Genomic DNA, 15948 nt, shown 5'->3' on the forward strand with positions numbered 1-15948 from the left:
GCTGCCTGGCCCTCACCCAATCCGATTCAGCCCGGTTCCCCATTGACGATGGAGCCGCGCCCCGCGCCGCGCTATACCCAAATGGTCAAAGGCCAAAGGGCCGTAAAGGGCCAAAAGGGGAAGGGAATGGGAGCAAGGGGAAAGGCCCTACCCCGAAAAGGCCGAAAAGGCAAAAAGGCTCCCGCCCTGCCCCAACATCAGGACACCGCATGCTCTCCCTGTTCCAGCGAAAACGCCCCCCGGTGGCCGCTGTGGCGCCAGCACCTGCCGCCACGCTCCCCACCGGATTGCTGCGGCCCGAGTCGGCCGCGTCTCTGCTGGCAACGCCGCGCCGCCAGAGGCTGCTGGAACACATCTGGCAGCGCACGTCGCTGTCGCGCAAGCAGTTCGCCACCCTGTACCGCACACCACTGGAACGCTACGCGGAACTGGTCCAGGCATTCCCGGCCTCTGAGGCGCATCACCATGCCTACCCGGGGGGCATGCTCGACCACGGCCTGGAAATCGTCGCCTACGCGCTCAAACTGCGGCAGTCCCATCTGCTGCCCATTGGCGCCAGCCCCGAGGACCAGGCGGCGCAATCCGAAGCCTGGACCGCCGCCGTCGCCTACGCCGCGCTGCTGCATGACATCGGCAAGCTCGCCGTCGACCTGCACGTCGAGCTGGCCGATGGCTCAACATGGCACCCGTGGCACGGCCCGCTGAACCAGCCGTACCACTTCCGCTACCGCGACAACCGCGAGTACCGCCTGCACGGCGCCGCTACGGGCTTGCTCTATCACCAGCTGCTCGACCGCCATATCCTGGACTGGCTCAGCGGCTACCCCGCGCTCTGGGGCCCGCTGCTCTACGTCATGGCGGGCCAGTACGAGCATGCCGGCGTGTTGGGCGAACTGGTGGTGCAGGCCGACCGGGCTTCTGTGGCCCAGGAGCTGGGAGGCGACCCGGCGCGCGCCATGGCCGCGCCCAAGCATGCGCTGCAACGCAAGCTGCTCGACGGGCTGCGATATCTGCTCAAGGAAACGTTGAAACTGAATCAGCCGGAAGCCTCCGATGGCTGGCTCACCGAGGACGCCTTGTGGCTGGTGAGCAAGACTGTCTCGGACAAGCTGCGTGCGCATCTGCTGTCCCAAGGCATCGACGGTATTCCCGCGAACAACACCGCCGTGTTCAACGTGCTGCAGGATCACGGCATGCTGCAGCCCACGCCGGACGGCAAAGCGGTATGGCGAGCGACCGTGACCAGCGCGACCGGCTGGTCCCATTCGTTCACAGTACTGCGCCTCGCTCCTGCGCTGATCTGGGATATCGGCGAGCGGCCCGCGCCGTTTGCTGGCACGGTAGCCATCGACACCGCCCCTGCCGAGACAGACGTTGACGCGTCAGCCCCCCAGCCCGCAGCGACTGTAAAGCCAACCGCCCCAACGCCAGAGAGCGCCCCCTGGGAAGACGGCGGCAGCTCGGCGTTGGCCCCGGTTCCTCCGCCTGCAGCCCAGGCCGCGCCCGACGTGCTCGCGGACATGCTGGCGCTGGTAGGCATGAGCGATGCACCCGGCGTCCGGCAAGATGCGGATGCCGTCCCGGAGCAAGCGCCTGCCGCACCCGTTGAAGCGCCAATGCCCGCACCGGCCGAGGCCTTGCCCCCACCGCCTGCGCCCTCGCCTGCACCAGCGTCCACGGTGGAACAACCATCCGGCGAGCATTTCATGGCTTGGCTGAAGCTGGCCATCACCTCACGAAAGCTCGTCATCAACGACGCAAAGGCACTCGTGCATACCGTGAGCGACACGGCCTACCTGGTCAGCCCCGGAGTGTTCCAGCGCTATGCACAAGAGCACCCGCAGGTGGGTGTGCTGGCCCGGCAAGAGGGCCAGGGCCAGCAGGATTGGCAATGGGTCCAAAAGCGCTTTGAAAAGCTGCAACTGCACCGCAAGCAAAAGGACGGATTGAACATCTGGACTTGCGAGGTCACCGGGCCCCGCAAGTCCAGACGCCTGCATGGCTATCTGCTGCAAAGCCACCACCCCTTATTCAGCGACAGCCCGGTGAACAATCCCTATCTCAGGCTTGCTGGTGAATGACCGCGTGATCCTGCCATGCCTGTCAGCATGCCAATGGCTGGCATGGCCTTTATGCGGGCGTGTGCCTGCGATTCAGCCAAGCAACCTGGCCTTCGCTTCCCGCTTCCCGATTTTCAGCACGGACTGAATGCGCTCCAGTTGCGCGGCACGCGGCGTAACCTTGCCGCTCTCCCACCGGCTCACCGACAGCGTGGAAGCCTCCAGCAGGACCGCCATGCCCTGCTGAGAGATTCCCAGCTCTTCCCGCTTCGCCGCCAGCGCCTGCGCATTGAAAGAGAAGCGGCGCGTGCGCCGTGCTGGTACATCAGTGCTCTCGACGGGCGCAGCGTTGCTGGCCCCATCCTGGCGGCTCACGCCCCTGAGCACTGCCTTCAACTGGGCAGTCAGCGCTTTAACATCCCGCTTGAGCGCCGCGATCTCGGAGCGCTGGGTCGCTACCGTCTTGCGCAGGCCCCCAACCGCCCCCTTGATCTCCTTGCGCGCCATGCGCAAGACCTCGGACCGGAATGCATCAGAAAAGGCAGTCATCTCGTAACCACTCCATGCGACGGATTGAACAAAGCGTAACACCGTTGTGGAAGCAACTACCAAAGACTGCCATCCTCTGCATCAGGTGCGCAGAGGAAGACTGGATTACTTGCCAGCCTTGCGCTCGGCAGCCTTTGGGTCCACTACGGCCTTGAATTTCGCGCCTGGCACGAACTTCGGCACCGTCGGCGCGGGAATCTTGAGCGCAGCCCCCGTCAAAGGATTCTTGCCCGTACGCGCCGCGCGTTTGACAGACTTGAAGGTGCCGAAACCAATCAACTGCACTGGATAGCCCTTCTTCACTGTCGTCTGGATGGTCTCGATCAAGGTGTCGAGCACATCATTGGCTGCCCTTTTGGACAACTCATTCTTGGCGGCCAGGAACGCTTGCCGCGTGCAAAGCTAGGCATAGATCACAATCGATGACGGCTTCGTCGCGCAAAACTTACACCGTAGTCGTCAAGCGACCGAAGAAGTTCGTCAAAAACGGCATCGGAAAAATCAAGAAGATTGTTGCTGAAACGAAGCGCGTCAGCCTTGGAATCGGCCAGGCCAACGCACCTAATCAGCGGGCTCGGTGGAACGCCGTGATACCCCGTCACTTCGTGCGAGCGCGGGACTCACCAAACGCCTGGCAGACAGGGGCCAGCACCATCCGGCCCACAGCATGGAGGCCGGGGCCTCTATGCGTGCCTCATCGAGCAAGCCTGCCGTGCAGTCTTCCTCCATCTGCGCGGCCAATGCAGCTTTGGCCGAGGCCAGCGTGGCTTCTGCCTGCTGAGACGAGCCGCTCACCGATTGAGCGTCCTGGGAGATCAGGCCATCCAGCACCAGCTGATGGCCAGCAGGTTCTCCTTGACCATCACTCTCTAGAAGCCCTTCCCCACACAGGTGACCAAACGCCAAATCTGCTTCGGCTGCCCGTCGAGTTCTTTCTCGATTTCATACGCCCAATTTCACCATCATCTCCTGCAGCTTCCGCTTCACGAGGTCTGCCGGCACGATCTCATCCCGGCCACCGGCCGACTCATATTGAGCGTAAGCTTCGACCCCCTCGGCCACTCGCACTTCAGACAGCCCAAGCAGCCTCAGAGTCATGGCATTGGCAAATGCCATTGGAATTTTAAATGCCGCATACCGAGACTGACATAGAACATCCTTGCCACACGCAAAAATACCGATCGGGAATTCAAGCGAGGCTTTTTGCAAAAAATTCTCAAAATCACTCACGGTCAGCCAACCGGGCCAGAAATCCGAAAACGCTGCCAAATACTGACATAAATTCGAATAGGCAAATACCCGCCCACTCCAAGCCGACATCGAGGTTGAGCCACTATCCTCCATGCGCCCAGAAAGAAGCGCAGAAATAGAATCTTCAACCAACGCCAGGCAATCCCCTTTTAACCTGCGTCTAATCCGTGCCACTCTGTATTTTTCGCGAAAATAATAATCGCCAAGTGAGCTAAGCAGCAGATCAACGCTATGCTCGAGGTGAATTCGGCAGCGAATTCTGAGATCATCCTCATGAAGAGCGTCGTCGAACGCTCCTTTCACGTCCAAGAAGCTCTTGATGGCAAGCGATTTTTGAAATTCGGCAAGATCCGCAATGAAATCCTCGAGCCGGGCTTGCTTGAATTGAGCCTCGTATACGTCATGCCCATGGATCGGCCTGGAAAATAGCAGCCTTCTTCTTGCGTCCAACTGCCAGAAATATGCCGCACCCGCGGCACCCTGTCGGTCCATCCCGATAATTCTTAAAAAGTCCTGCTGACCCAAAACTATCGCCTCGACCTTCATCCCTTCGACAACCATGACAATGTTATGCGACTTCTTTTCACCGTCATGAACGACAACAAGATCGATATCTGATGCCGATGATGCCAAACCCTCCGAAAACGACCCTCCCATCAAGACAAATCGAACTTCCAGCTCCTTCTGTTTTGCTTTTTGCAAAACTGCTGCCAACACACTCCGCCCAATAAAATCCATATCGATAATATTTTTATTTTCCATATCTAAAGATCTTTTTCATGAAATTTCCTGAATGACGTAATCAATCGAATAATTCCTAAAAAAGCGCGTGGGATCCGACATCCATTTTCTTGTCATCTGCAAGAGGCGTTCGAAGATTGGCTCTCCGTGCCTCTCGTACATGTGCCTGGAATCAAGATACTCCCGAGGAAGGTAGTCGTACGTTCCAGAGGCCACAAACACCGACTTGGAGAATTTTGCCCCCCTTACGTCCAGGATTGCCGGACTGAAATACCTGATCGGCAACTCGTCATACGGCACGCCCAGCATCGTCGCACCCAGCGCAGAAACATTCCATGCCCATGCTCCCCCCCAATCCACCCCATCCATCATCACAGCAAGGTGCTCTTTTTCACGCGCCTGCACAGCGAGCGCAGCCATCTTCACGACGTCGCGAACTGCGGTTCCCGTATCGATATAGCTGTCCGTCGTCACGCTAAGCGTCACCACATGTCGCCCATGAATCGGGCAATCCATGGAAAGAACAGCCTGTTCCTGATCCACTTCTTTCACCCGGAGTGATGCTGCGTCCTTTTCGATTCGTCCGCACACCGGGCACGGAAATCGCACATGAATATTAGGCTCGCGCGTGCCGAGCAGCGGTTGAAACTCCGCTCTACGCTGAACCATTTTCAGCAGGAAACCGCGCACGGCTGGAGTCGCCTGGAACGCCGAATATGACTGCATGATCGCATCGACCCCGGTGCGGACTGACGCGAAACGGATCAGTCGCTCGAACTCCGGTAGGTAACAATCCAGCTTTGATCTGCCATCCTCATTGAGCGTATCCGCCAGCGAGCGTTGATAAGTAGCCCCGCTCATCACCTCGGCCGAGCCGCGAGCATTCTCGAGATAGTCGAACGTTAGCCGAACGGGGACGCCAGTCCGTTCCTGAAGATGCTCTCCAAGGGAAAATGCGGAAAATATCGTCGAGACTGTGCCGAGATGGGGGTTGCTGTTCGGCTGAGCCGAAGTATTCAGCTCAATGGCTTTTCGTCCATTCACCCGGGTCGAAACCAGATCCGCGACCTGATCACAGATATGGCTGAGTGCGACGGGCGCAAAAACATCTGGATATTGCATCATCTGCTATTGATAGGATTGTGTGTCCAACGTCACCGCGCGGTGCGGATCCGCCTCATACAGTGCCGACAGATGCTTCTCCCACATTTCAATGGCACGTTCGCGCTCGGCACGACGCAACGCTGGACATAACGTCAAAAGAGCGGATTCTCCTTGCGGCGCGGCCTCCCAGACGCCTCGGACGCGGCCATGAATCAGGACGCACGCCTTTGCCTCGCCTGTCGAGTGAAATAACCGGCTGAGCGCGTATGGACTCGCATAACGGTCCCTTGTATCGAAATATGCCTTGATAAACGGATCCTCATAGGCAAGGTAGACCGGATCGATATCGGTCGGCTCGATGACGGCAGGTCGAAGTTCGTCGTGCGTCGCATATAACGTCCTGCCCGCGATATTGATCACGACAATCTTCTCCATCGCGAGCAGATCGTCCAGACTACTTCTCAGAAGCTTGGCACTCAGAGCCGACCACCACCCGATATCCTTCAGGCTCACCGGGCCATACGCGGCGACATATCGCAAGATGAGATGATTCACCGCATACCGTTGTTCGACGCGCGGACTGGCCGATCCTCGAAAACACCGCTGTTCATCTCGCCAACTGGAAGCGGTATTGGTCATGCGTATGTCCCCGTTGTCCCACATAAGTCGGCAGAGTTGCCACGCAACGTGCGCATCCGAGACACCTCTCCATGGGGTACCGACGTGGTACAACACCTTCCGGCCAAGATCGAAGAGTTCCTCCTCCGAAACCTCCCGCTGGGGCACGAGATCGATGAAATTCAGCCGCAACGCCTGGATGGCGTCGTCATCGAATCCCAGCCGCCTCAGTGATCGATGACGGCGCGCTATACGGTATTCCAGCGTGGCGCAGTGAAGCTCCGCAAACTCGTCCTCGAGCACGTAATGCAGTGTCGACCGCATAAACGGTGCCTTGACAAGCGGGCATCGGTCAGGCGGCGTGAGGCTCGCTTGCGTGCCGACAAACGCGAGCCTGCCCACGAGAGTCATATGCGGCGTCTTCCTGCGTGCCGCATGGAGCCCCACGGCTCGAAAGGCGATTTCGGAAGGCAGGCACGCGCGCTGTGTCACTGCGTATAGCTGCCGCAGCGTTACCCGCTGATGAAAATCATCGAGCGAGATCACTCGGTCAGCCCCTGATATTGAGCATGACGCAACACTTCCGGGTGCATAATCTGCCCCGCATGGGTGACCATGCCGCGTCGAGATATCGGCTCCTCCTCGCCCGAGCGGAGACTATCGAGCAGAGCCATCAGGTACGGAGTGTAGATGTCGTTGACCAGCTGCACAGCTGTCGCCGGTACCGCGGCAGGATAGTTGTCGATCTTGCAATGCACCACGCCGTCTTTCACAAAGGACGGAGATGGAAGTCCGGTCAGGCGATCAAAACTAGGCATATAACCCCCGCCGTATCCCGCGGTTGCGTCGACAAGAACCGCCCCGGGACGCATCGAGCGAACCATCTCTTCCGTCATCATCGGAGGCGTGTCGAAGGTCGATACGAGAATTGCACCAATCACTAGGTCGGCGCACATAACGCAGCCGGCCAGCAGCTCGGGAGTATTGATGTCGATCCGGAAATCATCCTGATCGACTCCGAACTGTGCGCGCGCCTTATCAAGACCGGCCGCCCCCGATGTCAGAAGCGTCACATGGCATCCCAACGCGCGCAGAGCGTCAGTCGCACTCGCCCCCACGTTGCCCGCCCCGATCACTACGCACCGCACCGGCTCAACACCCTCTCCTGTGAGTCCCGGCAATTTTCCCACGCCACCATGATGCGACTGGAGAAGCCATATTCCGTATAGTGCCGCCATCCGGCCAGCAATACGGCCGCCAGCAACAGCAAGCGGAAATCCTCCATCTGCTGTCTGAAAGAACTCGTACGAGTAGGCCGTTATCTGTGAATCGAGCAGCGCCTTTGTCAATTCGGGATCGCCTTCGGCGTGCAAGATCCCCGCCAGGACAAGTCCAGGACGAAAGAAGCGATATTCGTCGGGAACAGGCGCCTTGTACTTCAGCACGATGTCTGACGAGGTCCAGACCGCTTCGGCGTCGTTCACTCGAGCGCCGGCTTCTTCATAGGCCCGATCGTCAATCCCGATGCCGTGGCCCGCGCCCCGTTCCACGACGACATTCCAACCCCGATCGACAAGCATCCTGACTGTCCTCGGCAGCAAAATGACGCGACGTTCGCCGCCGCGAACTTCTTTAGGCACACCAACCATCGCGAGAGAGCGTTCGGCTTGCGTCAGGCGCATCTCACCTCCTCGAAAACCGATGTATCGATCCCTATAGCGTCGCTCCGACCCGGTACCACCAACGGCCTGGCTCGAGACTCCGCCACGCCTGTCCACTGATGCTTCGGAATGGAACTCCCACGGCGCGTCTTTTGGAAGATTGTCTTGTTCATTGCATTCGAAACGCACAAAAGAAAGGCATGGAAACCTGGCAACGTATCATGCTCCGGGCAGCACCCAGACACTGACGAAACAGGATGTGCATTTAACCCTCAGCACTCACACGAGGCCCCGTGAACATTGGATTACGTACGGCATCAATGATCCGTCGCAATGTGTGCACGGCGCGCATTGGCTCGGCGAGTGTGCTCGTTTCCTTCGCAAGCAACATGTACTCCACGCCTCGAGTGGCTATGTGGTGCATACCCACTAACTCCGAACGGTTCGGTATACCGCCCGCATTTACGCTCTCACACAGCTGGGTGGATACGATACAGCTGCGCTCGAACACTCGGCAGGTGTCGATAATGTGCTCTTGTGCCTCCCCCAGGTAGGCAAAGTCCAGATTCAGCGCCAGATCTCCTCTTGCAACCATAACGCTATCGAATTCGCGAATGAATTCGGGCAAGGCCTTGATACCCGTCAGCGTCTCGATCTTCGCGATTGCTTTGTAGTCCCCCTGCCTGAGCCCATGGCGCTCGAGAAGAGCGAAGGCATCTCTCGCGCTCAGAAGACTCTCCACAAACGAGAAGGCGATGTACTCGGGCCGAACACTCGCGACGAAGGCGGCCAACGCGTCGTTCCGATCGGTCGCGCAAAGATCAACACTCCCGACGTTCAGCGATTTTTGGCAAGGGAGGTAGTGCGTGGTTAATGCCTCCGCAAGGAAGCTACTGTGATCAATGACTTCCCGCACCCGAAATGCAAGCTCACCGTCCCCCACAGTGACAAGCTGATCCTTTTCCACCCGCTCTCCCAATCGGGCGACATCGACGGGAACCATGCGTTCGATAGAGTCGGATTCGACTCCTGTTGCGAAGGTCAGTTGCGTCCCCTTCTCGATAAGGTGCCTCGGCTCGGGAAGCATGCCGATGCGGAATTTCGCCCCCGGCAAAGGGAGATCGAGCATGAGTTCGATGTCACTGCCTCTTTCCGCCTGAACTTGGCGAAAGAGGTTCATCCGCCGGCCATGCTCATCCAGTCCGAGCTGGGCCGCCATGTTGTACCTGAATAATCTGACGCCGGCCTCGCCAAGTTCCCGTAGCGTCTCGCTACGACACGTTGCTTGTCCAATCGTCGCGGCAATCCTGGGCACGCGGATCTCATTTGCGTCAGCCATTGCGACGCACCTCCAAGGCTTTCTTGAGTTCGGGATAGTTCGACAGATAGAAGAAATACTGTGGCGGATGAAAACCCATCACGCGAAGTTCGGCAAGGGAGAAAGGGGGGAACTCGCGGAACTCCTCGATCGGGATGGCGTAGCCGCCTTGCGTCGACACCAGGTACTCCTCCACGGCAGGGCCATTGCCCGGCAGCATTTGCTCAGCCAGACGGCCAATTTCCTGGGGCGTGCCGTAGATCGGCATGCCGAGCTTCATATAGGCCGACAGTTCCTTCTTGGATCCGCTTCGATAGATGTAGGCGACACATGGACCGCTGCGCCAGCGCTTACGAAATTCAAGCTTCTTCACACCTGACTTGATGAGTTCGTACGCGCGGTCCTGGAGACTCAACACGATTTCCGTCGGCACGACAGGTTCAACGGTTGGAAGATTGATACACATCTGGGTAGTCATAGCTGCTCCAATGGATAGTCGGCGCGGGTTCGCAATTCGGCGACTTCGACAAGCCCCCACGGCTTGACTTCATGCGCTCGCTCACTTTCCGCGCCTAAATACTCGGCAAAGTTCTGAACGGTGCTTCTGGAGGAAGTGCCATCGATCGTGCGTCGTGCTGCACAAAAGGTCGAAAGCGGATCCATGGAAAGCAGCTTCTTCCGCTTGAGCGCCGTGTTCCAGGCCCAGAATCGCCATTGGCTGTGGTTCGTACGACGCGCCGGCTGCTCGACTAGGCACATGCCATCGACCGTCATGCCCTTCGATCGATAGAACGTATCGAAGAAAAGCGGACTAAACTGAAAGTAACCGTGGTCGACATATCCCGCTGTCGGCGTCATATGGATAATCGCGCCCCCGGGTCGTAGCGCGCTGATCAGGTTCTCCATGACCTGAACGGGGTTGATGATGTGCTCCAGTGTTCCTGCATCAATGATCAGGCCATATTTCGACTTCAGCCCATCAGGCATGGGCTGCATTAAGTCATGAATGTGGTCAGCGCCCTGATAGCCATCGATGTCCATCGCCTCCACATCAACATCACCGAGCAACATACGCAGCACGCATACGTCGTTCGTATAACCGGAAAAGCGATCCGGATCCAGGCCGACGATGTTCGGTCCATCGAACTCGGGCGACTGCGCGTAGGGCTCTTCGCCTTGCGCTCTGATTGCCCAGGCGACATCCGCGCGACGACCAAATACCATCTGCCGTCCTAGAAGCAGCACGGGACCACTCAGCGACAGTCGCGATTTCAACCAGGTCAGATAACGCACACTGCTCAGTGAGAAACTCATCCGACAGGCTCCTCGCGACGTGTGATTCCCAGCTCCTGCATGAACGGCAGACATGGAATCATGTGCTTCTTTGGCGCGAATGCGGACCAACCCGCCTGATTATTGAACAATTGATTTTCGATCGAATCAGGATAGTAGTTCAACGGCAGCGCTGTCGACGGGCACTTTCGCTCCATCCAACGCGGCGCATAATCCAGAAACAATACTTTGCGAGTCTTGGACGACATGTTGGGCTTACGGGTATGCCAGACGCGGCGCTCAAATATGATCGCGTCGCCAGCATTGACCAGTACGGGAACCGCAAGGGCATCCAGGTCGACATGCGGCCTGGATCGCCATTTATGGCTCCCCGGGATGACGTGAAAATTGCCTACGCCAAGTTGAGCACCGTCCGTTAACCACACTGACGTCTTGATCGAATAGCGAGGTTCAGCGCTACCGATATGCTCGCGGGAAATACGCCCGCCGTCGGTATGAAACTCCATCGGCGCCTTGTCGCGAGCCTGTGGAGGATTGATCGTAAACCCCGCGTAATTCACATAAATGTTCGGGCCCAAAAGCGCCAGCATGGTGCCGAGAAGGCGTGCTTCCCGTGCGACGGATCGCACCGCATCGACTGCCTCAACTTCTGCACCCGCGATCTCCACCTTGCTACGCGGACGACTCGGATCAGCGAGGCGCCGCCATGCCGAATCAGCGTGGCGACTCAATTCGGACACGACATCCCGATCAATCAGATTTCTGACAATTGAGAAACCATTCATCTCAATCTCATCGCACTGCCGATGGATCTCGGCAAGCATGTCTTTTTCGTTCATGGCCAGTAGTGACTCCATGGATCTGTGGGTTCCTTCAGAAGATCGCCTAACAGAACTTGATCCGCATGATTTGCCAGAAGGTTGCACACACGGAATGGCTGCTTGCGGCATAACCATGTGACCGAGTATTCGACGAACACGACTAACCGTTCGCGATTCGAGTGATTCCAGGTTCGCGTATGAAGCGTGCGTCGGTCAAAGAACGTCACATCTCCCGCTTCAGCCTCAACGTCGAAAAATTCGAGGGTCGCAGGATCAAGCGTTTCCACCACCGACCGATCCAGCGCATGCGTACGTGGAAAAAGCCGCAGATTGGCCCCGCCTTTTTCAACGTTCGATAGCCAAACCGCCGCCTTCAATGTCAGCCGCGGTGTGCTGGCCATGGCCAAATCCCGCTCGATCCAGGCGCCATCGCGATGGACGCCCACGCCCGTCGAAGCATCGTAGCCAAGCGCTATTAACTGATCGCTCGACGAAACCACCCCATCCTCCCGCCCCGTGGAGACGACCTCCAACAAGCTCATCTTCACGTCGGGAGACAGTGCCGCGCGCGCCGTTCGAACCAGCTCAGGACGCGTCAAAAGCGCCGAGAAGCCCAGCACATCGGCGCCGGTCGGCCGCGCGACGACATGCGCGCCAGTCCGGTTCACTGCCTCGACACAGCGTTGCGCGTGCGCCCTGATGGACAACACCAGTTCGTCAGTCAGAACTCCACGACAGTGAACGAAGCCGTTCTCATCCAGTTTCTCCGCCCATCGTTGACTGTCCATATCATCCTCGTCCACGGAATAGCACGATGCCGATGTAATCGTCTTGATTGGCAAGCGGCACAGTCGAGATATCAACATCTTCGAAGCCCAGACTCGACAACTGGTCCCGCAGCCCAGTGAGGCATTGCTTCCGCCCCCCCAGTCGTTCCGCATACGCGGGACTGAAGACCCAAGACGCACCGAACAAGATGCCGCCTCGCGCCAAATACCGCTTCGCATTTACGAGAAAAACCCGCACCTCATCGTCGACTTGAGCAAGACCAAGTAAGCCAAACGCGGAGATCGAGTGGAACCGTTGCATTGGCGGCCATTCGGAAAATGCATCGAATGCGATTGCAGCCAACGGAACACGGCTGAGCAAATCCAAGTGTTGAGCGGATCGACCGAGATACTCGGCGGCCTCCCGATATCCGGCCGGCCAGTCTCGTGTCTGAGCTAATTGACTCGTGATGTGAAGAGCCTTTATGGAGCGATCAGCCAAAACGATCGAAGAAAGATTCGTGGGTGCCGCGCTAGCCCAGAAGAACGAGCAAGGCCCCGCGCCAACATCAAGCCAGTCGCCGGCTTGAAAAGCGTGCGACGCCCAGTCAAGACACTCATCCGCGCCGCATCCCCGCAACAAAGAGGCATTGTAATTTTCGCGAAAATAGTTCTCGTAATACTGATCGTTATATTCAATCATAAATCAGCTCTTGCAAACCCTGTATATCAACCGAGCGCCATTGGGCGTCTGCCCTTGAGAATACCCTCGCCAGGCGACATCGACACGCAAGCCGGCGCCATCACAATATTTTCTGAACTGAAAATCATCGTATAGCCACAACTTGACGTTAGCCCATCGGCGCTCGATCTCGATTCCTTTCTTCAGATTCACGTACTCGAAATCGAAGTCGATGAAATCCCGCCGTCGAGTGTGACTAACGTAGCGCCGCATCACGGAATCGCCGCCAAGTGATTTTTCCCAACTCAGCCACTTTTCCGAATCTTTTCGCCGTACATCAAAATAGGAAGGTGCTCCATTTCCAGGAAGGAACGTCGCCATATCAATGAGCGCGATACCTCCTGGCATCAGGGCACCACGGATACTCGACAGCGCCAGCCCGATCTTGGTCGGATCAAACATCTGGATCGCTTCGGCCTGCACCACAATATTCGTGTACCTTTCCCTTGGTAATGCAAGCATGTCTCCAACCAACGCATTGCCTGAATCTCTGCCGACGACCACCAACCTTTCCTTAAGTATTCGAACCATCTCGACTTCCAGGTCCATGTAGTAGGTCATTGGCCTGTCAAGAAATAGCGGAAGTAAACGCCCAACTCCGCAGGGGACGATTAAGGTCGGCCCCGGTGAATTATCCAGCTGGGACCGGTAGAATTCGAAATCACGATCATCGCATTGCTCCAGATGATAAGTCTTTGCGCGATACCCATAGTTATAGTTACCCTTGGCCTCAAAGGACGATAGAACATGAGTGTTTTGCTCACCCACGGAATGAGATCCACATGAGGGATTCAGAGCTTCTTTCACCAGCCACGCTCCCTTTTGATCAGACCGCACTCACGCTATTCTCGAAATTCCGCAGATATGATTTTCCAGACACTCGCGCGAGCCGGAGCCGTCGTGCATTTTTTCCACCGAGAAATATTCCGCTCCTTGCTGCTTCCCCCTTATAAATTCGCGGATATTGACTCGCTTCGCGTCCAGCAATTCGACCAATCTGCCAATCGCCCGATAGGGGGATACCGCTGCGCCGCACATGTACACATCGACCGCGGCATATTTATGCTCAGGCCACGTATGAATCGACAGATGAGATTCAGCCAGAAACAAGAGCACGCTAACGCCCTGAGGAGAAAACTTGTGCCCGTTGGAAGCGATGATCGACGCCCCGCCATCCAGCGCCGCCAATTCGCATGCCTTTTTCACGTACGAATAGTCCGCCAAAAGTGACTCGTCACAATCACTTACCTCACACAGCAGGTGTATCGCGCTTGTTTCCATTTCTATTGATTGCCGCATTGCTCGATATTCTGGTGGCCCGGCTTCCTGGGGTGTGTTTTTCTTCGTGCCCGGACAACAACTTGATGAGAACCGTGTTATGTCGTGTCCAGGGTCTACTCTTTGGTTATCGCACGGACATATCACCTCCCACGGCCTGATAGAGCGTGACAAAATTCTGCAACTGGGTCAGGCGAGTCTGCGTCCAGAGAAGTTCCGCGGTACGGTGTGACTCCTGGGCATCGAGCCACATGCGCAGCGCCACCGCGCCCGCGCGGTAGCGAATTTCGTAAATGCGCTCAGCCTCTCTCGCGGCAGTCAGGTTGCGCGCCCGAAAATCGGCTTGTTCGGCCAAGCGAACTCGCGCCGACAGTGCGTTTTCCACGTCCGCGAAGGCCTGATAGAGCACCTGGCGAAATCCGATTACCGCCGACTCGTACTCCACCTGCGCGACGCTCGTGTCAACGCGCATCGCCTTGAGATTGAGAAATGGCAGGTTCAGCCCAGCACCAAGAATCGCCACCGGATTCGCAAGCAGGCTACCGAGCGATGCGCTGCTCGATCCCATCGCACCAGTCAGAGACAAGGTAGGGTAGTAGCTAGTGCGAACCACATCGACATTGGCCAGGCTCTGGCGCAACCGGAGTTCGGCAGCGCGCATATCAGGGCGACGTCCGAGCAGATCCGCGGGCAGCCCGCTCTCCACCACAGGCAACGCTCCGGCAGGCAACACAGCCGGCTCCTGGCCGAGCACCTCCTCCAGCACATTGCCGCCAGGCGCCGCATTTAACACGATTGCCAACGCATTGCGCGTTTCAACCTGGGTTTGTCGCAACTGCGACAGGCTGCTCTTTTGCGTCAGAACCGTCTGCTCCGCTTCCCGGCGCTCGAGCGCAGATACGATCCCCGCCAGATTCTGGGCATTTACGAGTTGCTGCGTGCGCAACGCCGTCGCGAGGCTCTGCTCTTCTGAGACCAGACGCTGATTTAGGTACGCCAATCGCCAGTAAAGGTCCGCCGTAGTCCCAATCACGTTGAGGCGCACGGTTTCGCGGTCCGCCTCGGACGCTTGCAGCGCCCATTGACCGATGCTTTGCTGCCGTGCGAGCCGTCCCCACAGATCGACCGTGTAACTTACGCTCCCGCGCAACATGCCGTTGTCGTTCCGGGCCTCCCCGCCGCTATCCAGCTGAAAGTCACGCCGAACATTGACGCCGGCCTCTGGCCCGAACTGGAGCGGATCGCCCACGAGTCCGACGCGAAGCTGGGCCTTCCGCACATTCAACGCGGCGGTGGCGAGATCGTTATTGCGCGACAAAGCCGCAGCAATGAGTCGCGCGAGTTGGGCATCCCCAAAACGCGTCCACCACGGCGCAATATCCGTCATCGAATGCGCGCCCACGGTATTCGCATGTGCCCAGCGAGCCGGTATGTCGAGCGATGGACGCTCATACACGTTGCCCGAGCAACCGGCCAAAACGACACTCGCCGAGATAAATGTGCCAACGATGCAATGCCTCGGTCGCGAGAGGGCGATCTCATGCACCACGTGCCTGGAACCAACGGACGAGACTCGACGAAGCCTGCCCGGAATAGACATGTTCCGCATGTCATTCCTCGCGAGGCAGACCTTTATTGCAAGCAGCACGATCATGCCCTGACACCACTCGCAAACCACGACTTCGACATCACGCCACCCTTGAAGATAGATACTGCGAACACGGAGACTGTCACTCCACTCGAAC

At 57.8% G+C, this 15948-nt stretch carries 16 protein-coding genes; 1 reads left to right on the forward strand and 15 read right to left on the reverse strand.

Annotated elements, in window-relative coordinates:
* Positions 1 to 209 precede the first annotated feature (209 nt).
* Positions 210 to 2081, forward strand: coding sequence for a MobH family relaxase (mobH, locus tag J8I33_RS13240; protein WP_209936581.1), 1872 nt, complete (start codon positions 210 to 212; stop codon positions 2079 to 2081).
* A 72-nt stretch (positions 2082 to 2153) separates the two neighbouring features.
* Here the strand turns inward: mobH and J8I33_RS13245 are convergent, their stop codons facing one another.
* From J8I33_RS13245 to J8I33_RS13315, 15 genes are all read right to left on the reverse strand, one after another.
* Entirely contained in the window at positions 2154 to 2609 is a 456-nt protein-coding gene (locus J8I33_RS13245; RefSeq protein WP_209936583.1) for a helix-turn-helix transcriptional regulator, read from the reverse strand.
* Between the two features lie 105 nt (positions 2610 to 2714).
* Positions 2715 to 2990 (reverse strand): HU family DNA-binding protein, encoded by a 276-nt coding sequence (locus J8I33_RS13250; protein ID WP_209936987.1) that lies wholly within the window; start codon positions 2988 to 2990, stop codon positions 2715 to 2717.
* 561 nt (positions 2991 to 3551) lie between these two features.
* Positions 3552 to 4622, reverse strand: a complete 1071-nt coding sequence (locus J8I33_RS13255) for a nucleotidyltransferase domain-containing protein (protein ID WP_209936585.1) — start codon at positions 4620 to 4622, stop codon at positions 3552 to 3554.
* 15 nt (positions 4623 to 4637) lie between these two features.
* Positions 4638 to 5726, reverse strand: a complete 1089-nt coding sequence (locus J8I33_RS13260) for a hypothetical protein (protein WP_209936589.1) — start codon at positions 5724 to 5726, stop codon at positions 4638 to 4640.
* Positions 5727 to 5729: 3 nt separating this feature from the next.
* The gene (locus J8I33_RS13265; RefSeq protein ID WP_209936595.1) at positions 5730 to 6869 is read right to left on the reverse strand and encodes a crosslink repair DNA glycosylase YcaQ family protein; all 1140 of its coding nucleotides are present in this window, start codon (positions 6867 to 6869) and stop codon (positions 5730 to 5732) included.
* Complete coding sequence (locus tag J8I33_RS13270) at positions 6866 to 8005, reverse strand: hypothetical protein (RefSeq protein ID WP_209936602.1); 1140 nt, start codon at positions 8003 to 8005, stop codon at positions 6866 to 6868. The genes J8I33_RS13265 and J8I33_RS13270 overlap by 4 nt, the downstream gene beginning before the upstream one ends.
* 244 nt (positions 8006 to 8249) lie before the next feature.
* Positions 8250 to 9323: a pyruvate kinase gene (locus J8I33_RS13275; RefSeq protein ID WP_209936606.1), complete on the reverse strand. Its 1074-nt coding sequence runs from the start codon at positions 9321 to 9323 to the stop codon at positions 8250 to 8252.
* Positions 9316 to 9780, reverse strand: a complete 465-nt coding sequence (locus tag J8I33_RS13280) for a hypothetical protein (protein ID WP_209936612.1) — start codon at positions 9778 to 9780, stop codon at positions 9316 to 9318. Before J8I33_RS13280 ends, J8I33_RS13275 begins: the two co-directional genes overlap by 8 nt.
* Positions 9777 to 10616, reverse strand: a complete 840-nt coding sequence (locus J8I33_RS13285) for a hypothetical protein (protein WP_209936618.1) — start codon at positions 10614 to 10616, stop codon at positions 9777 to 9779. Before J8I33_RS13285 ends, J8I33_RS13280 begins: the two co-directional genes overlap by 4 nt.
* Positions 10613 to 11434: a phytanoyl-CoA dioxygenase family protein gene (locus J8I33_RS13290; RefSeq protein WP_209936625.1), complete on the reverse strand. Its 822-nt coding sequence runs from the start codon at positions 11432 to 11434 to the stop codon at positions 10613 to 10615. Before J8I33_RS13290 ends, J8I33_RS13285 begins: the two co-directional genes overlap by 4 nt.
* Entirely contained in the window at positions 11431 to 12204 is a 774-nt protein-coding gene (locus J8I33_RS13295) for a phytanoyl-CoA dioxygenase family protein (RefSeq protein WP_209936632.1), read from the reverse strand. The genes J8I33_RS13290 and J8I33_RS13295 overlap by 4 nt, the downstream gene beginning before the upstream one ends.
* A gap of 1 nt (position 12205) precedes the next feature.
* On the reverse strand, positions 12206 to 12886 hold the full coding sequence (locus tag J8I33_RS13300) for a hypothetical protein (RefSeq protein WP_209936637.1): 681 nt from the start codon (positions 12884 to 12886) through the stop codon (positions 12206 to 12208).
* Between the two features lie 3 nt (positions 12887 to 12889).
* Positions 12890 to 13732, reverse strand: coding sequence for a class I SAM-dependent methyltransferase (locus tag J8I33_RS13305; protein WP_209936644.1), 843 nt, complete (start codon positions 13730 to 13732; stop codon positions 12890 to 12892).
* A gap of 30 nt (positions 13733 to 13762) precedes the next feature.
* The gene (gene speD / locus J8I33_RS13310) at positions 13763 to 14224 is read right to left on the reverse strand and encodes an adenosylmethionine decarboxylase (protein WP_209936651.1); all 462 of its coding nucleotides are present in this window, start codon (positions 14222 to 14224) and stop codon (positions 13763 to 13765) included.
* 106 nt (positions 14225 to 14330) lie between these two features.
* The gene (locus J8I33_RS13315; RefSeq protein WP_245171993.1) at positions 14331 to 15857 is read right to left on the reverse strand and encodes an efflux transporter outer membrane subunit; all 1527 of its coding nucleotides are present in this window, start codon (positions 15855 to 15857) and stop codon (positions 14331 to 14333) included.
* Between the last annotated feature and the right edge of the window lie 91 nt (positions 15858 to 15948).

Origin of the sequence: Burkholderia sp. AcTa6-5 (genome assembly GCF_017815075.1) — a bacterium.
Lineage (GTDB): Bacteria > Pseudomonadota > Gammaproteobacteria > Burkholderiales > Burkholderiaceae > Burkholderia > Burkholderia sola.